This window comes from Staphylococcus lutrae (genome assembly GCF_002101335.1).
In the GTDB taxonomy this organism is placed as follows: Bacteria; Bacillota; Bacilli; order Staphylococcales; family Staphylococcaceae; genus Staphylococcus; species Staphylococcus lutrae.
Genome location: NZ_CP020773.1, coordinates 2,098,284 through 2,118,378, shown reverse-complemented (window position 1 = coordinate 2,118,378; position 20,095 = coordinate 2,098,284). Strand labels below are relative to the sequence as shown.

The 20,095-nt window shown below is 35.2% G+C and carries 21 protein-coding genes; 5 read left to right on the top strand and 16 right to left on the bottom strand.

Annotated features, from left to right (window positions below; translation table 11 throughout):
* Positions 1–11 precede the first annotated feature (11 nt).
* The 3 genes from B5P37_RS12210 (at position 12) to B5P37_RS09830 (ending at position 2,756) form a co-directional block, all read left to right on the top strand.
* Positions 12–521: a hypothetical protein gene (locus B5P37_RS12210; protein ID WP_240622413.1), complete on the top strand. Its 510-nt coding sequence runs from the start codon at positions 12–14 to the stop codon at positions 519–521.
* A gap of 47 nt (positions 522–568) precedes the next feature.
* Positions 569–1,552 carry a DUF3644 domain-containing protein gene (locus tag B5P37_RS09835; protein ID WP_085238049.1) on the top strand — a complete coding sequence of 328 codons (984 nt, stop codon included), beginning with the start codon at positions 569–571 and terminating at the stop codon, positions 1,550–1,552.
* A gap of 178 nt (positions 1,553–1,730) precedes the next feature.
* Positions 1,731–2,756, top strand: coding sequence for a tyrosine-type recombinase/integrase (locus B5P37_RS09830; RefSeq protein ID WP_085238048.1), 1,026 nt, complete (start codon positions 1,731–1,733; stop codon positions 2,754–2,756).
* Between the two features lie 310 nt (positions 2,757–3,066).
* On the opposite strand, the gene B5P37_RS12205 is transcribed toward B5P37_RS09830, so the two are convergent.
* Genes B5P37_RS12205 through B5P37_RS12195 form a run of 3 tightly spaced genes read right to left on the bottom strand, consistent with a single transcriptional unit; the run spans position 3,067 to position 3,956 of the window.
* Positions 3,067–3,267, bottom strand: a complete 201-nt coding sequence (locus B5P37_RS12205) for a DUF6007 family protein (protein WP_085238047.1) — start codon at positions 3,265–3,267, stop codon at positions 3,067–3,069.
* An 11-nt stretch (positions 3,268–3,278) separates the two neighbouring features.
* Positions 3,279–3,614, bottom strand: a complete 336-nt coding sequence (locus B5P37_RS12200) for a hypothetical protein (protein WP_244898610.1) — start codon at positions 3,612–3,614, stop codon at positions 3,279–3,281.
* 24 nt (positions 3,615–3,638) lie between these two features.
* The gene (locus tag B5P37_RS12195; protein ID WP_240622415.1) at positions 3,639–3,956 is read right to left on the bottom strand and encodes a hypothetical protein; all 318 of its coding nucleotides are present in this window, start codon (positions 3,954–3,956) and stop codon (positions 3,639–3,641) included.
* Positions 3,957–4,969: 1,013 nt separating this feature from the next.
* Here B5P37_RS12195 and B5P37_RS09815 point away from each other — a divergent pair.
* Entirely contained in the window at positions 4,970–5,620 is a 651-nt protein-coding gene (locus B5P37_RS09815; RefSeq protein WP_085238046.1) for a DUF4352 domain-containing protein, read from the top strand.
* Positions 5,621–6,369: 749 nt separating this feature from the next.
* Positions 6,370–7,092 carry an exotoxin beta-grasp domain-containing protein gene (locus B5P37_RS09810; RefSeq protein WP_085238045.1) on the top strand — a complete coding sequence of 241 codons (723 nt, stop codon included), beginning with the start codon at positions 6,370–6,372 and terminating at the stop codon, positions 7,090–7,092.
* A 93-nt stretch (positions 7,093–7,185) separates the two neighbouring features.
* Here B5P37_RS09810 and B5P37_RS09805 read toward each other — a convergent pair whose 3' ends face one another.
* The 13 genes from B5P37_RS09805 to zapA all read right to left on the bottom strand — a co-directional run bounded on the left by B5P37_RS09805 (position 7,186) and on the right by zapA (position 20,055).
* A complete protein-coding gene (locus tag B5P37_RS09805) occupies positions 7,186–7,701 on the bottom strand; it encodes a YfcE family phosphodiesterase (RefSeq protein WP_085238044.1) in 516 nt (171 codons plus the stop codon).
* Positions 7,676–8,281, bottom strand: coding sequence for an XTP/dITP diphosphatase (locus tag B5P37_RS09800; protein ID WP_085238043.1), 606 nt, complete (start codon positions 8,279–8,281; stop codon positions 7,676–7,678). Before B5P37_RS09800 ends, B5P37_RS09805 begins: the two co-directional genes overlap by 26 nt.
* Before the next feature lie 11 nt (positions 8,282–8,292).
* The gene (gene racE / locus B5P37_RS09795) at positions 8,293–9,090 is read right to left on the bottom strand and encodes a glutamate racemase (protein ID WP_085238042.1); all 798 of its coding nucleotides are present in this window, start codon (positions 9,088–9,090) and stop codon (positions 8,293–8,295) included.
* Positions 9,091–9,293: 203 nt separating this feature from the next.
* Positions 9,294–10,097: a succinate dehydrogenase iron-sulfur subunit gene (sdhB, locus tag B5P37_RS09790; RefSeq protein WP_085238041.1), complete on the bottom strand. Its 804-nt coding sequence runs from the start codon at positions 10,095–10,097 to the stop codon at positions 9,294–9,296.
* Positions 10,097–11,863: a succinate dehydrogenase flavoprotein subunit gene (sdhA, locus tag B5P37_RS09785; RefSeq protein ID WP_085238040.1), complete on the bottom strand. Its 1,767-nt coding sequence runs from the start codon at positions 11,861–11,863 to the stop codon at positions 10,097–10,099. The genes sdhB and sdhA overlap by 1 nt, the downstream gene beginning before the upstream one ends.
* 32 nt (positions 11,864–11,895) lie before the next feature.
* A complete protein-coding gene (locus B5P37_RS09780; protein WP_085238039.1) occupies positions 11,896–12,507 on the bottom strand; it encodes a succinate dehydrogenase cytochrome b558 subunit in 612 nt (203 codons plus the stop codon).
* A 165-nt stretch (positions 12,508–12,672) separates the two neighbouring features.
* Entirely contained in the window at positions 12,673–14,460 is a 1,788-nt protein-coding gene (uvrC, locus tag B5P37_RS09775) for an excinuclease ABC subunit UvrC (protein WP_085238038.1), read from the bottom strand.
* 61 nt (positions 14,461–14,521) lie between these two features.
* Complete coding sequence (locus tag B5P37_RS11995) at positions 14,522–14,668, bottom strand: hypothetical protein (protein ID WP_169710802.1); 147 nt, start codon at positions 14,666–14,668, stop codon at positions 14,522–14,524.
* Between the two features lie 59 nt (positions 14,669–14,727).
* Positions 14,728–15,042: a thioredoxin gene (gene trxA, locus B5P37_RS09770; protein WP_085238037.1), complete on the bottom strand. Its 315-nt coding sequence runs from the start codon at positions 15,040–15,042 to the stop codon at positions 14,728–14,730.
* A gap of 77 nt (positions 15,043–15,119) precedes the next feature.
* Positions 15,120–17,468, bottom strand: a complete 2,349-nt coding sequence (locus B5P37_RS09765; protein WP_085238036.1) for an endonuclease MutS2 — start codon at positions 17,466–17,468, stop codon at positions 15,120–15,122.
* Between the two features lie 15 nt (positions 17,469–17,483).
* Complete coding sequence (polX, locus tag B5P37_RS09760; RefSeq protein ID WP_085238035.1) at positions 17,484–19,193, bottom strand: DNA polymerase/3'-5' exonuclease PolX; 1,710 nt, start codon at positions 19,191–19,193, stop codon at positions 17,484–17,486.
* Positions 19,194–19,265: 72 nt separating this feature from the next.
* Positions 19,266–19,787 carry a CvpA family protein gene (locus B5P37_RS09755; RefSeq protein ID WP_085238034.1) on the bottom strand — a complete coding sequence of 174 codons (522 nt, stop codon included), beginning with the start codon at positions 19,785–19,787 and terminating at the stop codon, positions 19,266–19,268.
* 1 nt (position 19,788) lies between these two features.
* The gene (gene zapA, locus B5P37_RS09750) at positions 19,789–20,055 is read right to left on the bottom strand and encodes a cell division protein ZapA (protein WP_085238033.1); all 267 of its coding nucleotides are present in this window, start codon (positions 20,053–20,055) and stop codon (positions 19,789–19,791) included.
* Positions 20,056–20,095 lie beyond the last annotated feature (40 nt).

The window sequence follows — 20,095 nt, the reverse complement described above, 5'->3', positions numbered from 1 at the left end:
AGTGATACATAATGACTAGAAATTTTAAAGAACAAACTAAAATAAGTTGGAATGAAACTAAGTATAAAGGAACATTAACAACAGAAGAAAAGCAGGTGTACAAATCTTTAACACGTGAACAAAAAGATAATGTTGTTTGGGAATGGCTAAACGATAATCCAATTGATCTTTTAAAAGAAGAAAAAAGACTTAAAGAAGAACAAGTAAAAACCAAGCAACTTAAAATTAAAGAGAGCAAAGAATCTCAAAAAGAGAGAATAACTAAATTCTTTGCTACTCAAGGTATTTACAATCCTTCAAACACTACAATAGAAGTCTTTCAAAAGCAGCAGATATTAGCAAACTTTGACAATTTTTATCACGCTTTTGGAAAATTGACTTTTGATATGGAAAAACAAGCTACATATAATTATTATATGACCCATCAAAAACAAAATTTTATACAAATAGCTCAAAATGACAAAATTATAAAACAGAACGAAGAAATCATTGAATTGTTAAAAGTTATAGCGAACAAATGATTTTTAAAGGGCTAGCACGCCTACCCTATTAAATTGGAGGTTGAGGGATGGAAAGAGAAAATTTACAAAAACGATTATTAAAAAAATGTCAAGAAGCATTTATTATGGGATTAGAACTGTATAATAAACCTACAATTAAATATAGGATTGAAGGTTTTTCATTCTTTATATGTAATGCTTGGGAATTGATGTTAAAAGCTAAATTATTAAAAGAGGGGAAATCTATATATTATTCAGACAACCCAAACAGAACTTTAAATTTATCTGATGTAATCAAAATTATTTACACTGATAAGAATCAACCTTTAAGAATTAATCTGGAAAAGATTATAGATTTAAGGAATATAAGTACTCATTTGGTTACAGAAGACTATGAGACAGTTTATGCCCCCTTTTTTCAAGCTAATATTTTAAATTTTTCAGAGCAACTACAAAAATTCCATAATATAGATATAACACGAAAAATACCTCAAAACTTTTTGAGTTTAACTGTAAATATGGATATATTAAACAACGATGAAATACGAGGAAAGTATTCCCCAGTTATTGCAGAAAAATTGATAACTCAAAAAAATGATTTAGCAGCTACACAAGAAAAAACTAATTCTAATTCTTTAGTAATTCCTTTGCAAAACACAATAATTATTACTAAAAATCCAAAAAATGCTGATTTTTCCGTAAATGTTTCAAGCGATTCGGAGAATAACGCTAAAATTTTAAAAGAGTTAAAAGACCCTAACGATAAATACACATTGAGTTTTAACAATGTAATTCACGGTATTAACAAACAGTTAAAAGCCAAAAATTTAGCATTTAACTACTTTGATAAAAAAGATGGAAAAAATGAATTTAACAACTATACTTTGAGTTTAATTATAAAATTCTACAACTTGAAAAATGACGATAAATATTCTTATCATTTCGCAAATGTCACTAGGTATTCTCAACAGATTGTCGATTTCATAGTTAAAGAAATAAAACATGACCCAAATGTAATAAATAATATAAAAAAGGCAAATAAAAAAAGATAACCCCAGGGTCATAGGAATTCTCAGCTTTCGCCTACCCCCATTCGGGGACCCAGAGCTAATCCTTCTCGAGTTATCTTAAGCATATTATAAATTACATTGATTATTATTTCAAGAATTATTCACTGGGTACCTCGCCGTACCCTTATTATTTTTTTTACTTTTTTTGAGGAGGGATAGAATGAAGACGCGATGTTACGACGGAAAAAAATGGCAATATGAATTTAAATACGAGGGTAAACGGTATCGTAAGAAAGGGTTTAGGACTAAGCGCGATGCTAATTCAGCAGGATTAGACAAGTTAAATGAGTTAAGGCAAGGCATTGAATACGAACCTAATTTGACGTTGTATGAGTATTTCAAAACATGGTGCGAAACATTTAAAAAATCCACTGTGAAACCTAAAACATATAAATCTTATTCCGCTGCAATAGAACACATTTCCAAGCACCCTGTCGGAAAGAAAAAGTTAAAAGATCTATCTCGGTATCACTATCAAGACTTTATTAATGAGTTTTCAAAAACTCATTCTAAAGAATCTATTAGAAAGTTAAATGGCTACATTAGAACATCGTTAGATGATGCTGTATATGAAGGTCTCATAACAAAAAATCCAACCTTTAAAGTGAGTTATCGGGCTAGTAACCCTAACAAAAGTGAAGATAGTAAGTTTATCAATCTAAAAGATTACGAAATATTAAAAAGGCATTTAATGACTAAAGATAACGCGTCATCACTAGTACTGTTTATAATGATATGTACTGGTTGTCGTATAAGTCGAGTTTTGAATTTAAAACGCGAATATATTAATCAAATTAAGAGTGAAATATACATTGATGAACATAAAACTGATTCTTCACCGCGTTATGTGTCTATTAGTCAAAAAGATATGAAACATATTATCAAATCTGTTGATCAATTACCTAGAACGTTAGACGGTACTATTTTTGGCGAGTTAACAAATAATGCAGTTAATAAGCGTTTAAAAGCTTATTGTAATAATTTAGGTATCAAAGAAATCACTTCACATGCACTACGTCATACCCACTGTTCATATTTACTGGCAAAAGGCGTTTCCATATATTACATTTCTAAAAGGTTAGGACACAAAAACATTTCTATTACAACTGAAGTTTATTCGCATTTGCTTGAAGAAACATATAAAGAAGAGGATGAAAAAGCAATACGGATAATTAGCGCAATGTAATTTTTAGGGACCCAGTAGGGACCTAAAAGCCCATAAAACCCGTCGTTATAGAGTTTCAAGTATCCCTCCCAGGACGCTAATTGGCTATATTTCGTTTTTATACCGTTGTATCACGTAACTTAAAACGTTGATATGACGGTATTTTGTTGTATTTCGTTAACTTTGGTTGAATGTCGTATTTTGTACTAAACGTCCCCGAAACGTCCCCGAAATTATAAAAACATAGAAAAACGCCCCTCATTTTGTAATCACTTAAAACACCCACACCTATTGCAAGCGGGGTTTTTTATTATTCGATGACAAAATAATACTATTTCTTTTTAGTAAAACAAGATACTAACCAATGTGATGAAAGTGACAAACCAATACCAAAGAATATTACAATTATTAAATTAATTAATATATAAAAGAAGTTATCATCAGGCAAATATGAAAACAATAAAAACATAGGGATTATAAATATTAAATCTAGCCATCCTAGCGACTTTAATGCTTCTTCTAGATTATTCATTTTAAACACCTCTACTTGGTTGTAATTTTACAAGCTGCATCTTTACCTCCATATTTTTCAACAGCTGTTTGAAAAACATACCTGCATGCAAACCCTCCAGTGAATCCTGCAGCAGCACCGAAAGGACCAGAAACTAAAGAGCCAGCTGCACCCGCCCCTAATGCTACTCCGACACAAGCAGTATAACTTGAAAAGACACACGCCCATCTAGGCGCAGCTTTATTTACGTTGGCACTTCTATAATAAGTGGATTTGTCATCAATAGATTTTTCTTCTACAATTTCACCTTTTTGACTCACTTCTGAACTCAAAATAAAATTTTTATTTACGTCGTATAAAACAAACATAGCATTTTTGATTTTCTTAACATACTATACGCTATAATATTTTATATCATTACCTTCTAAATAAAAATTATAATATTTTCCATCTTTATCTTTAGCATTAATGAATCCTACTTTTTCACGTTTTATTTTGTAGTTATTATCAATTATATTCTGTTTGCTTAATTTAAGACTTTTGAGAACATTGTTAAGGTTAGTTACTTCATTTAATTTGATTTTTTCTACATCCTTATTTGTCAGAATGTTTCCATTTTCTTTTGCGACAGTTATACTTGAAGTGAAACTACAAATCACAATACTAATGCATAATAATATTACCATCGATTTAATAAATTTATTTTTCAAAAACATAGCCTCCTTTATGTTTTAATATTACAAAAAGTAGACTTAAAAACCATAAAATTTCCTAAGTGTAGTTATATCATGCTTAACTGTATAATAACTAAGCACAAACATTTTGCCACTTAATTAACACATAAAAACTTACTTACCATTCTCCAATTTTTAATAGTCAACGGATTTTATAAATCTCAGTGAACTTCTTGATAGTGCCATTAAGATTGCGTACTTGATTTAATTTGATTTTCTATATTTATCTTATCTACTCATTTTAATCATTTATGAAATTTCTCAAATGATTAAAAATTCAAAAAATATTGCAAAAAAGAGAAATCCCTAATATAATTAGGCTTGTAAATAACAACCTAGCGCGAAACACACATCAAACTTTCGAGATATATTGATCTCGATATGTACAAATCAGACATTGAGGATTCAATAAACTCGATGATCGACTCAATCATAGATTTGCTGTAAATTTTTAAACCGCTATCGACAAATGATAATAGCCACGCCACCAACATTCATTCAATACTTTGAGCGAGCCGTACGTGTGCTCAATGATAGAAAAAGTAATTGATATTGATATGAAACATCAAGGACCCTCACATCTCATCATGATAGTCATGACATAGAGGCGTATGACGCAAAAATAAGACATGTGCCGAATGCAAAATGATAGTCAAATCCCTTCTATTACGACAGCCAATTTTAAATTGAGAGAATGAACAAACAGATGGAATGCATACGCTACTCTAAACGCCCATTAAACAATGTTTTTTCAAGACTTAATCGATGCATATAACAATGGCATCTCAAAAAATTTGAGGTTGCCTATTTTTTAAAGTTGATTTTAGGATTTGTACAACAATGTTTAAATGATTACTAATAAAGCGGGCTCGCTTCCTAGCATACTGCAACATTAGCGATGCGTTCGAACCATTTAAAGTGATTAGCAATGATTTAATTAAACCGCTCTATGCGTTTAATATAATATGGATTTAAAGGGGGACATCCAAATGTCGGAAAAGAACACGCTCAGTCATGAAGAGTTATTAGCAAAGCAACAACAACAATTTGAAGCATATAAAAAAGAAGAAGCTTCAAAAAATAAAAAACGTTGGTTATGGGGCTGTGCGGGCTGTTTAGGTGCTTTTATTATCTTAGTCATTATCTTCTCATCTTGTACGGCTATTTATATCAACCAAGTTAATAAAGATGATACACAACAAAGTACATCAAAGAATAACAAACAAGATCAATCGAAGACAAAAAAATCTGGAAAAGCAGAGGATAATAAAAAGAAAGTTGGGGAAACGTCAGAAATTGATGGCATCGCCTTTACTTTAGATAGTGCAAAATACACAGATGAAAGGAACAAATTTGCTGATGTGGAAGCCGAAAAAGTGTTAAAGATTGATATTACAGTTAAAAATAATTCAGATACAGAAATACCAGTAGGTGTCAATACAAAGCTATATGTAGACGGAAAGCAAGCAAACGCCTATCCTATTAAAGATCAGTTATTTGATTCTTTATCACCTGGTAGAGAAATAAGTGGTTCTCAAGGTTTTGCAATTAACGGAGATGCTAAAAAAATAGAATTAGAATTCCAACCACTTGGCTCTACTTCGCCTCAACGCTACATTTATGAAATTAATCCTAAATAAATACGACAGATTTGAACGGGGTTAGGCATTATGTCCTAGCCCTGTTTATCTTAAAATCTGAACTTTTATTTTTAAAATCCTTTTGACAAATACGCCACCATGCGATTTATCGATAAATCGTAATCTTCCTTATTTTATCGTTTTTAGCATATTTCACATTCTACATACACTTTTGCATTCGCAACTGTTTGGGTCTTTTATCAAAGAAACAGTTGCGATTGTAATTAAACAACTTGAGGAATTTTTTAATCATTTTTATTTAAATCCTTTATACTAAAAACAAATCAAGATGTAGGAGGTGAATCCACATGTTTATCTTTGATTTAATTAAAAAGGTAGTAGAATTCATTTTAGGTTTATTTAACAAAAAGAAATAAATCTAATTCCCAACGCATTTGAGATGCACGATTGACATTGTATATTCATACATGTTTATAATCATCTCAACCTTCAAGGGCTTTGCTATTCATTATTTTTGAATAGTAAAGTCCTTTTTGGGTTCTATACTTTTCATTCATTCTTAAGTGACATGTCACATTCAAAAAGATTATTAGGCACCTAACCCCTTTTTTGGCTAAACAACATACGCACTCACTTACATTTATTATCTCATTATAAAATGAAAAAGCATTTCATATTTTCCCCTCTTCGTTTAATCCTCTTTTAATATATAGTTAAAATACTATTAATTCAATAACTTTTAATTTTATTATATACTTTGGTTACATTAGAAAAAGGAGATTGACAACATGAAAAAAAACCTCACAAAAAAATTAGTTTTATCAACAAGTTTATTACTCATGGGTGCTGCTGCCACACAATTATCAGATGATGCAATCAACTTTTCATCTGAAGCTAAAGCATATAGTATTGGTCAAGATGTCACTGACATTAATGAATTAACTAAATACTATACACAAGAAGTACAAGTTTTCTCGAATAAATGGTTACATCAAAAGGAAGATGGTCCTGACAAAGGCAACATTTATGTAGACTTCAAATATGGTTGGACAGGTAACATTAAAGTATGGGGACCCGAAAGCTGGGGGAACATTAACAATCTAAGAAATCAGTATGTTGATGTATTTGGATTACAAGATCGACCAACGCATCAATTTTTATGGTCGTATGAAGACTATTTTACAGGTGGTATCACACCAGCAGCTACAGCGGCAAATAAACACTATACTTTAAGTCTTAAATTAAATAAAAATGGACAGACAATTGGTGTATACCAATTCTATTCTGGTAATAAACCTGTATTAACTTTAAAAGAGTTAGATTTCCGTGTTCGTGAAACATTGATTAAGAATAAGCAATTATATACTGATGGAATTAATGCTGGTGAAATCAAAGTCAAACATGCGGGTAGAACTGATACTGTAGATTTAAGTAAGAGATTACATTCTGATCGTGCAAACCACTATGTTCAAAGTCCACAAAGTGCAACTGTAGAAGTGAATTTAAAATAAAATCTTTCATCTAATCCATTTATCTTCAATATATAAACTTCACCCAGTCGAATTTTACATGTAGGTTCGACTGGGTGTCATGATGTTATCGTGTTAATTTCTGTTTTCCAATTGAAACGATACCGATTTTACCCTTTCATGGTTTCGGTTATGAAAATGCACATGACCGAATGAACCCTCCAATACAATTTCAGCATACGTTTCTTCCATTTCACTTCTAGACTGAGAGATACTGCCTGGATTAATCACATGAACGCCGTTAATCTCCTCATATTTAGCAACATGTGTATGACCATATAACGCCATCATACTTTGATGTGCAATCGCTGCTTCAGCTAATTGTTGGCGTGATTGATTTACTTCATATCGATGGCCATGCGTATAAAAAATACGATAGCCTTTTTGTTGCTCAACTAAACTCTCAGGAAATTCAGGATAAAAATCCATATTACCTTTTACACGTTGAAATAGACTCAGTTCTGTATCATCATATTGAAATTCTGAATCACCTAAATGAAAAAATACATCGGCATCTTTATGCTTTTGATAAATGTCGTATAAAATCCCTGCTTCTGAATGGTTATCACTCACTGCGATGAACTTCATCATGTTTCTCACCTTCAATATACGCTTTCAGTAAATCAATCGCTTGACGTCGATGACTAATGTTTGATTTTTCTTCTGCAGTTAATTGCGCCATTGTTTTCTGTTTTTCCGGAATGAAAAAAATAGGATCATAACCGAATCCATTTTCTCCTATTTGACTTAATGTAATTTCTCCTTCAACTGTACCTTTAAATGTCTTCGTCAATCCTTCTGCTGTCGTCATACTAATGACACAAACAAAACGTGCTGCACGATTTGTTTCATTCCCTAATTTTTCTAATACTTTTTCAATATTTGCCTCATCACTTTTTTGTAATCCTGCATAACGTGCAGAATAAACGCCTGGCTCACCATTCAACGCTTCAACTTCTAATCCACTATCGTCCGCGATAACTGTTCTGTTGAGCAGTTGCGCTGCCGCTTCAGACTTTAACCGCGCATTTTCTTCAAATGTCGTCCCCGTTTCTTCTACATCAAAGTCAGCGATTAATTCATTAATTCCAATGACACGTGCATCTGAAAAAATGACTTTAAAATCATTAATTTTTCCTTGATTAGATGATGCAATAACAATCTCTGTCATTCAAAACACTCCTATCCTAATTGAATTCTTTCCACAGTTGTGTTGAGATTCAGCCATTCTTGAATAATGTATGTCATATGGCGAACTTCTCCATTCGCAAAAAAACGATGTTGCGGTTGAGGCGTATACTGTGCGTGCTCATGACTAAAAGTTAATAATGCACTGACTTCTCTTGCTGTCTCTAACCCAGAAGAGATGACAGTCTTCGTCTTGCCAAAATAATCAAATATCGGTTGATATAACAAAGGATAATGTGTGCAACCTAGAATTATCGTATCCGCATCTGTTTGCCGCCAGCGTTTTAAAGTTTGGTGGATAATAATATTCGTAATTGTAGGATCCTTATACTTCATTTCTTCGACTAATGGGACAAATCCCGGGCACGCCACACCGTACACTTCAACATGCGGGTTAATCTTCTTAATATGCATTCGATAAGCTTCTGATTTAATTGTCCCCTCTGTCCCCAATACGAGCACATTTTGATTTTTTGTCGTCATGATGGCCGTTCTTGCACCAGGTTCAATCACACCAATCACAGGAATTTTCAACTGTTGTTGCAATGGCTCTAACGCTACAGCTGTCGCCGTATTGCACGCAATGACTAACATCTTAATATCAAATTGCACAAGATAATGTGACATTTCTATTGTAAATTTTTTAACTTCTTCTTGATTTCTAGGTCCGTATGGGCACCGTCCTACATCCCCTAAATAATAAATGGTTTCATTCGGGAGCTGTCTCATAATTTCTTTTGCAACTGTTAGACCGCCTACTCCTGAATCTATCACACCAATTGGTCTACTCATCTTATTCATCCTATTCGTTTTCGTAATTGTTTTTTATTTTATCATATCTGTGAATGGATTGAACAATAAGCTCTGTTTTTCTTTGCTTATTCCTATATCCCCAATTTACTGATTCATCAAAATTTTCCTTGCGAATTAACATTTAAAGATATTAACATAAAAAGAGCCTGAGACAAAATATCCCAGACTCTTGATCATTCACCTTATTCAACTTCATGATCTGACCCAAAAAATGATTTAAACATATGAAAAGATGTCTCACGGTTCAACGCTGCAATCGAAGTTGTCAATGGAATACCTTTAGGACAAGCTTGAACACAGTTTTGTGAGTTCCCACATGCCTGTAAGCCACCTTGATCCATCAATGCATTTAAACGTTCATCTTTTGTCATCGCTCCCGTCGGATGTAAGTTAAATAAACGGACTTGTGAAATAGCTTGTGCGCCTACAAAATCATTTGTTTTGGTAACGTTAGGACACACTTCTAAACAAACACCACATGTCATACATTTTGATAATTCATATGCGGTTTGGCGCTTTTTCTCTGGCATACGTGGACCAGGGCCTAAGTCATAAGTTCCATCGATAGGTATCCATGCTTTCATACGTTTTAAGTTATCGAACATACGTGTCCGATCCACTTGTAAATCACGAATGACCGGGAATGTATTCATCGGTTCTAAACGAATCGGTTGTTCAAGTTGGTCAATAATTGCCGAACATGATTGTCTTGCCTTACCATTAATGACCATCGAGCATGCACCACAAACTTCTTCTAAGCAACTCATATCCCATGTAATCGGTGTTGTTTTTTCACCTTTATCATTAACCGGGTTACGACGAATTTCCATTAATGCCGCAATGACATTCATGTTCTCGCGATAAGGAATTTCAAACCCTTCCTCATAAGGTGTTGAGTTTTGATCTTTTTGACGTTTAATAATTAATTTGATTGTTTTATTGGTAGGATTCGTTTGATTTTGTTGTTTTACTTGTGTTTCAGCCATTATTTTTTACCCCCTTTTGACTTACTTGTGTAGTCACGTTTACGAGGTGGGATTAAGCTCACGTCAACCGGCTTATATGTGAATTCTGGCGCCGCATCAGGCCCTTTATATTCAGCAATTGTATGTTTTAACCACTCATCGTCATTTCTTTCTGGGAATTCTGGCTTGTAGTGTGCGCCACGAGACTCATTACGATTATAGGCACCGATAGTAATGACACGTGCTAACACAAGCATGTTCCATAATTGACGTGTAAAGAACACAGCTTGGTTACTCCATTGCGAAGTGTCTTCCATATCAATATCTTGATAACGTTTCATTAATTCAACAATTTTCTTATCCGTTTCTAACAATTTATCATTATGACGGACAACCGTTACATTTGCTGTCATAATTTCACCTAGTTCACGATGCAATTTATAAGCGTTTTCAGTCCCTTTCATATTCAATAGTTGATCAAAACGTGCCTGTTCTTCATCCACACGTTTTTGGTACATTGAATCATCCATATCCACATATGATTTCTCGATATTTTCAACATATTTCACTGCGTTAGGACCTGCAACGCTACCTCCATATATTGCAGATAAGAGTGAGTTTGCACCTAAGCGGTTTCCTCCATGTTGCGAAAAGTCGCATTCACCTGCTGCAAATAAGCCCTCAATGTTGGTCATTTGGTCGTAATCAACGTATAATCCACCCATTGAGTAGTGTACAGCTGGGAAAATTTTCATCGGTACTTTTCGAGGGTCATCACCAGTGAACTTTTCATAAATCTCAATAATACCGCCTAACTTAACGTCTAGTTCATGTGGATCTTTATGTGATAAATCTAGATACACCATGTTCTCACCATTGATGCCCAATTTTTGATTCACACAAACATCAAAAATTTCACGTGTCGCAATATCACGAGGGACAAGGTTACCATAGTCAGGATATTTTTCTTCTAAGAAATACCAAGGTTTACCATCTTTGTAAGTCCAAATTCGTCCACCTTCACCACGTGCTGATTCACTCATGAGACGGAGTTTGTCATCCCCTGGAATTGCAGTTGGATGGATTTGAATAAACTCACCATTTCCATATTTAACCCCTTGTTGATAAACAATGGAAGCTGCAGATCCTGTGTTAATCATAGAGTTTGTCGTTTTACCAAAGATGATACCTGGGCCACCTGTTGCCATAATAACCGCATCAGAACCAAATGATTGAATTTCTGATGTTGTAATATTTTGAGCGACAATACCACGTGCCGCATTGTCATCATCTTTGACGATACCTAAAAATTCCCATCCTTCATATTTCGTTACAAGACCGTCTACTTCATAACTACGGACTTGTTCGTCCAAGGCGTACAGTAATTGTTGCCCTGTCGTCGCACCTGCAAAAGCCGTTCTATGGTACAATGTACCTCCGAAACGACGGAAATCTAAAAGACCTTCTTTTGTACGGTTAAACATAACACCCATACGATCTAATAAGTGAATAATTTGTGGTGCAGCCTCGGTCATCGCTTTAACAGGTGGCTGATCCGCTAAAAAGTCACCACCATATACAGTGTCATCAAAGTGAACCCATGGAGAGTCACCTTCACCTTTTGTATTTACCGCTCCGTTAATACCACCCTGTGCACAAACTGAGTGAGAGCGTTTAACTGGAACAATGGAGAATAAATCAACATGCGCCCCTTGTTCCGCTGCTTTAATTGTTGACATTAAACCGGCGAGGCCGCCACCGACAACAATAATTTTCTTCTCTGCCATAGAATTGTCACTCCCCTGAAATGATTAAACGTTTATACGAAAGCTAAAATTGCACTTACACCAATGTAAGAAACTACAACGAAAATCACCAAAGAAATCCAAGTAAACACTTTTTGTGATTTTGGTGATTGTAAAATACCCCAAGTCACTAAGAATGACCATAAGCCATTTGAGAAATGGAATACAACCGCAATAATACATACAATATAGAAAATCAACCAAAATGGATTCGAAACAACATCATGAACCATGTCAAAATTCACTTCTTGACCAAAAAACTTCTGAATACGTGTTTGCCATAAGTGAATCATAACGAAAATAAACGTTAAAATACCCGAAATACGTTGAAATAAGAACATCCAGTTGCGCATATAAGAGTGATGTCCTATGTTATGACTTGCAGTAAATGCAATATGTACACCATACACTGCATGATATAAAATCGGGATGTATATCATGATAATCTCTAAAGCATAGAGAAATGGTAACGACTCCATAAATGCTGCTGCTTTATTAAATGCTTCTACCCCTTGTGTAGCTTGGTGATTCACCATTAAATGAACGAGTAAAAAGCCACCTAATGGAATGACACCGAGTAACGAATGTAAACGTCTAAGGTAGAATTGGTTCTTTGATTGTGCCAAAGGAAGTCCCCCCTGCGATACTTTATATTTTTGATTTCTTTTTACTGTTGTCGGCTGATTAGAAAACGTTTGCAAATCAGATTAAAAAAGAAACCAATACGCTATTATTGTAACATTAAATGTGACAAAATTGGGTATGAGAATGATTCTCATACCCTGATTTATCTACTTTTCTTCCTGTAATGTTTCAAATAGCACCTTGGCTGTTTTTTGTGGTAACCCTGCCGCTTGAAATGCCTCAATAGAAGCTTCTCTCATTTTCTTGATTGAACCAAATGTTCTTAATAATTTTGTTTTACGTTTCGGCCCAATGCCTTCAATCTCGTCCAAAATAGAATGTAAGCCTGTTTTTTGACGTGTTTGACGGTGAAACGTGATGGCGAATCGATGGACCTCGTCTTGAATACGCTGTAACAAATAGAAAGCTTGACTATTTTTCTTCAATGGAATGACTTGTGCGGACTCACCATATAATAGTTCAGACGTTTGATGTTTCTCATTTTTGACGAGTCCTGCAATCGGTACATCTAAACCTAGCTCATTTTCGAGAACATCCGCAACACTCGACATATGGCCTTTCCCACCGTCTACAATGATTAAATCGGGTAGCGGTAAACCTTCATTTAACACACGAGTGTATCGTCGTCTAACAGCCTCTTGCATGGATTGATAGTCATTCGGTCCCTGAACGGTTTTAATTTTATATTTACGGTATCCCTTTTTATCCGGCTTACCATCTACAAAACTGACCATGGCTGAAACAGGATCGACCCCTTGGATGTTTGAGTTATCAAATGCTTCAATTCGAATAGGCGTTTGGATTCCCATTGCATCCCCCAATTGTTCAATAGCGTGAATCGTCCGTGATTCATCTCGAGCAATCAATTCAAATTTATTTTCTAAAGAAATTCGTGCATTTTTATTCGCCATATCAACGAGTTGTTTTTTCTGACCACGCTGAGGCGTCACTATTTTGGTATCGACGACGGAGTGAATCATTTCAACATCAAGTGATGTCGGTACATGCACTTCCTTAGGTAAAAAATGTTGATTCAGCTGATAAAACTGACCAATGAAAGTGTAAAATTCTTCTTCAGCCGTTTGTTGCAATGGAAACATCGTCGCCTCTCGTTCAATAAGATTGCCTTGTCTAATAAAGAAAACTTGAATGCACATCCAACCTTTATAGACATGATAACCAAAGACGTCCCGAATCGTTTGATCTGCGGACATGATTTTTTGTTTTTTTGTTAGATTATTGACATGTTGAATTAAGTCTCGATATTCTTTTGCTTGTTCAAACTCAAGATTTTCACTCGCCGTTACCATTTTTTCTTCTAAATGGTTTAAAATCGTTTTATCTTCACCACTTAAAAATTCTGAAATCTCTTTAGCCATACGCGTATATTCCGATGTGTCTACTGGATATACACAAGGACCTAAACATTGCCCAATATGATAATAAAGGCATAAGCGGTCAGGCATTTTGTCACACTTACGGAATGGATAAATACGGTCTAACAATTTTTTCGTTTCATGCGCAGAGTAAGCGTTAGGATACGGTCCGAAGTATTTACCACTCCCTTTTCGTACCGTCCTCGTTACAATTAATTTCGGATAGCGTTCTTTTGTGATTTTTATGAATGGATAACTTTTATCATCTTTCAACAAAATATTGTAACGAGGTTGATATTTTTTAATTAAGTTTAACTCCAACAACAATGACTCTATTTCACTTGTTGTGACAATATATTCAAAATCAACAATTTCACTGACCAGTCGCGTTGTTTTAGTATCATGTGCGCCTGTAAAATAAGAACGTACCCGATTTCTTATTTTTTTCGCCTTCCCGACATAAATCACTTGATTATGGCGATCCTTCATTAGATAACATCCCGGCTCAACTGGCACCACTGAAAGTTTTTGTTTAATTCGTGCTTGGGTCTCCTCCATCTATCGCTTCACCTTCTTTATCTCATCCTCTATGCTGAACCTATTATTAAATGTGGTCGTGCTACATCTCATCATTGATTAACATAACGAAAAGGAGTGAAACAAACGTCATTTTCGTAATGACATGACTGTTCCACTCCCCACATGGGTCATTCACTTCACATTCAGCGATAACAACACCATCTGTAATCGCTTTGAACAGAATCACCTTAAAAAGTATTCCCCTTCACAAAACACTGATTCATTTGATTAAATGTGAAATGAAGTTTAAATGTGTTTATCTAATACTTGCGCTAAAGTTTCTTTAGGTTGGAATCCTACTACTTTATCAACAGGCTCCCCATCTTTGAATACGATTAAAGTCGGAATACTCATTACCTCAAATTTTGCAGCTGTTGCTTGGTTTTGGTCTACATCTAATTTTAAGATGTCCGCTTTACCATCATAATCTTGTGCTAAATCTTCTAAAACAGGTGCAATCATTTTACAAGGGCCACACCAAGTTGCCCAAAAGTCTACTAATTTAACACCTGATTGAATTTCTTCGTTAAAATTAGAATCTTTTACTTCTTTTAATGCCATAGGACGTTTCCTCCTTAAATTTCGTATGATGTTAGGATTATATCAAATTGTGCACTTGATTTCATTAAAAGTGCTCATTATTTCAAGGTTGCAACAGTGACACCAAAGCCACCCTCGCTTGGTAAACCTGTCCTAAAATCAGCAACACTTTTATGACGTTTTAAATGCTGTTGCACAACTTTTTGCAATGCGCCTGTGCCTTTACCATGAATAATATAGACATCTTCATAGTTGCTAAGCACTGCTTGATCTAGATATTGATCTAATGCGAGCATTGCTTCATCATATCGAAACCCTCTTAAATCAAGCTCCATTTTAACTGTTGAACGATTCGTCCGCGTCACAAATTTTTTCGGTTGCGCTTTCGTTTTTTCCTTTTTCTCAAGATCATTTAACGGCAGTTTCATTTTGATGATTCCCATTTGTACAACCGCTTCATCTTGATTCAAAATTTCCAACACTTCCCCTTTCTGACCATAAGAAAGGACTTTCACCTCATCGCCTGCTTTAATTTCATCCCATTTTTGTTTTTGTACATTTTGTTTGATTGATTTCGCTTCATATTGTGCTTCTAAACGCTTACGTTGATCAATCAGCTCATGTTCTTTTACTTCTGCACCTTTTTGATCACGCATATCTCTTAAAGTGTTCAAAATGTCATCCGCTTCAACCATAGCCGCTTTGACACGTTGATTGGCTTTCTCTTTAGCTTCTTCGATCAAACGTGCTTCCATACTTTGATATTGCGCATATGCGCGCGACAAATCTAAATGAATTTGTGAAGCTTCTCTCACAAGGCGATCCAGTTCAATGCGTTGATCGTCAACACGTTTCGCATTCTGTTCTAGTGATGCAATCATTTCATTAATTTCTCGCTCATCTTGACCGATCATTGTTTTAGCATGATTAATAATTTTCAAACTTAATCCTAATCGTTTTGAGATTTCAAATGCATTCGAACGACCAGGGACACCCATTAACAATTTATAAGTTGGACTTAAAGTATCGACATCGAACTCCACACTTGCATTCATCACGCCGGCACGATTGTAACTATAAATTTTCAACTCTGGATAATGCGTTGTTGCCATCACTAACGCACCTTTTTCTCGCACAGCATCTAGAATACTCATCGCTAGTGCTGCGCCTTCACTCGGATCGGTACCTGCACCTAACTCATCAAACAAAATCAAACTTTTATGATTCGCTTCGTCTAATATATTTACAATGGTTTTCATATGTGAAGAAAAGGTGGACAAAGATTGCTCAATCGATTGCTCATCCCCAATATCACAAAACACTTGATCAAATACACTTAATCGACTGCCGTCCAATGTAGGAATCAACAAACCGGCCTGTGCCATTAAAACAATAAGCCCTAAAGTTTTTAATGTGACCGTCTTCCCTCCTGTATTCGGCCCTGTGATGATTACCGTTTGAATCGTAGACTCAAATTCAATCGTATTGGCTACGACTGTTTCACGTTCTAATAATGGATGAAATGCTTTCGGTAAATACACACTCCGATGTTCAGTAAAAGTGGGTTTTGTCCCTTTAATTTTAGCCGCATAACGTGCCTTCCCAATGAGAAAATCAGTATGTCCCATAATATCCTCAGAAATGAGACAGGCCTCTGCTTCCTTAGCGACTTCAGCTGTTAATGCAACTAAAATACGTTGCACTTCCATCGCCTCTTCACTTCGCAATCGACTGATTTGATTATTCAATTCAACGACAGCTGAAGGCTCGATATATAATGTCTGTCCCGATGACGATTGGTCATGTACAATCCCACTAAAATCTTGACGATATTCTGCTTTAACCGGAATAACATTCCGTTCGTTTCTCACTGTGACGATGGCATCTGATAATTTTTTCTGATTGCTCGTCGATTTAATGATACGATCTAATTGCGCACGGACACGTTGATTCGTTTTGGAAATACGACTCCGAATCGACTGCAATTCCAAACTTGCATTGTCGTATAAATTTTGTGCATCACATTTTTGATGGATTTCTTGGTATAAATGGGTCAGTATCGGTAATTGTTGCATTTGTGCGTCCAAAATTTCATAATTGACGGTTTGCTCATCTTCAATCAATTGATTATAAAACGTTTTAAATTGATTTTGTACTTGAATCAACATTTTAATGGCATTCAGTTCTTGTACGTTAAGTGTCCCGCCAATTTGTGCCCGTTGAACATAGGGTTGTATTCGTGATAATCCACTCATACTCGGCAAACGATATTGATTGTAAATTCGCGCGATTTCATCGACTTCATTCATTTGAAATACAACTGTGTCAAAATCTGAAGACGGCACTAAATTCCTCACTTTTTCAATCGCTAAATCACTGATGACTTCTTGTTCAATCAATGACTTCACTTTATTAAATTCCAATATTTCTAATGTTTTTTGTTTCATCAAATCCCTCAATTTCTATTCAACTGATTTGGGTTGCGTAATGAATTGTTTAAATGCATCGCGAGTCATCGCATTGACAACTTGTGCTTTTTTAACAAAGCCTTTTTGAGCGGTCGCTATACCATAATTCATAAAATTTAAATGATTGACATGATGGGCATCCGTATTGATTGTGACCATTAAGTCAGGATTTTGGCGTAAGACGTCAGCACTTAAATCCAATCGCATTGGATTCGCATTTATTTCTAGTACTGTTCCCGTTTCTCGGCATAAAGCAATCAGTTGCTCGATATTCACTTGATAACCATCACGTCGTCCGATAATTCGGCCCGTAGGATGTGCAATGTGACGGACATATGGGTTTCGACATGCATTTTCAAGGCGTTGCATCATCGTTTCCTCAGACTGGTTAAAGCTTTGATGAATTGCCGCAATGACATAATCAAGTTGCGCCAACACATCATCATCGTAATCAAGGCGACCATCTGGTAATATATCCATTTCTGTACCGGAATAAATGTCAATTTCTGAATATAATTGATTTAATCTTTTAATTTCTTCATTTTGTTGTAATAATCGTTCAACAGCCAGTCCATTCGCCACTTTCAAACTTCTGGAATGATCTGTAATACACATGAATTGGTAGCCTTTTTGAATATTGGCTTCAATCATTTCCTCTAATGAATAGGCGCCATCACTCGCAGTCGTATGCATATGCAAATCCCCGTTAATATCATCCAACGTGATTATAGCGGATAAATCTTTGTCAAATTCTGAACCGTCTTCACGCATACTCGGTTCAATCCATTTTACACCAAAATGTTCATAAATCTCCGCTTCACTATTCAATTGTAAAAGTTGACCATTGGACTGTTCAATCCCATATTCACTTACTTTTTCTTGTTTTTTCTTCGCCATTTGACGTATTTTAATATTATGATTTTTAGAACCTGTAAAATGTTGTAATGTGTGGTAAAAAGCACGTGGCTCAATAAGTCGAAAATCGACGCCAATTGTTTCGTCGTCAAAAGCCAACTCCAACGACACTTTTGTTTCACCCACTGCCACTTCCTCCACTTTTTCAGGAAGTGCCAATAGTTGCTCCTGAACTTTAAGCGGCACATTCGTACTAATGATATAATCCAAATCTTTACTCATTTCTTTCATTCGACGAAAACTTCCTGCCACTTCAAATCTTTCAATGCCCTCAAATGATTGCAAGTGGGATGAGATTAACGCATTGAGTCTTCTCATTGTATCAATGGGGTAAGCCTCTTTTTTCGCACCTAATGCTTGCACAGCTTCTAGATACTTTTCTTCTGTTTTCCGTCCAAAACCGTCTAAAGCACTGACTTCATGATTTTCACATGCTTTTTGAAATGATGCTTTATCCGTGATATTTAATGCTTTATAAAGTTTTGCGATTCGTTTACTTCCTAAACCTTTAATTTTTAACAAAGGAATTAAACCACTCGGTACTTCTTCTTTCAACGCGTTGAGGGTAGGAGATTCACCTGTTGTTAAAAATGTATGGATGACTTCTCCAACACCTTTACCAATATTTTTAAGTTCCGTCACATCTGAAATCTGGTCCATTGTTCTTTCATCCGCTTCTAAACTTTGCACAGCTTTTCGATAAGCAGAAACCTTGAACGCATTTTCTCCTTTTAGTTCTAAATAAGTTGCGATTTCTTCTAATAACCGAATAACATCTTTTTTAGTCATCTCATCACCTCATTAAAAAAGAGGGTGAAACATATGTGATAACACACTTCAGTCTCAGCCTCGTTCGTTTTTTTATTTCAAATGCCATGTAAAATCAGATAAAAATGGAATTTGTGTAATCACCCATTGTCCAATTTGTGACTGCGCCAGTGCCCGTTGCAAAAAGGCATTGGGATACAACGCTATGATATAGAAAAGAAAATGTAAAAATATGATGCCTGAACAACTGGCAAGGCATACCCCTATTATTCTACTCGCCCAACCGAGCTGTTGCAATGTAAACACACGATTTAAACTTCCAATGGCTAAGTACATCAATGTTTTCACTATGATTACGAGCAACAAAAATACCATCACTTGATTAAAGCGTAATTCATGTTGATCAAAATTCATCGCATAATGCGTATCGAATGCAACAGTACGAGGAAAAGGAATAAACAATCTAAAATACGGACTAAGTGGTTGATAAAATTGTACGGCAACCCATAAAGAAAAAAATGTACTTCCTAGATGAAGTGCACTGACTTTCCATCCTCTATGAAAACCTGTCATGGCAAAAAGTAACATGACAATAAATCCGACTAGCACATACACATTAGTGTCCTCTATGTTTTAAACGTTGAATTTCTTCTCTGAGTTGTGCATTTTCTTCCTCTAACAAAACCAATTCATGCATGACGTTTACCGCAGTCAGTACAGATTTACGCACGGAATCGAGTCCTGCGTTTCTACGTCCCAACTCTCGAATTTTATCATCTACTAAGTCAGCGACATAACGAATGCGTTCCGGATCGTCTTCGCCTAAAATCGTATAGTTCTGATCATTAATCGTTACATTGATTCGGTTTTTAAACTCACCCATTTCCACTCACCTAGCCTTAATATCTTTTTTATTCATCATG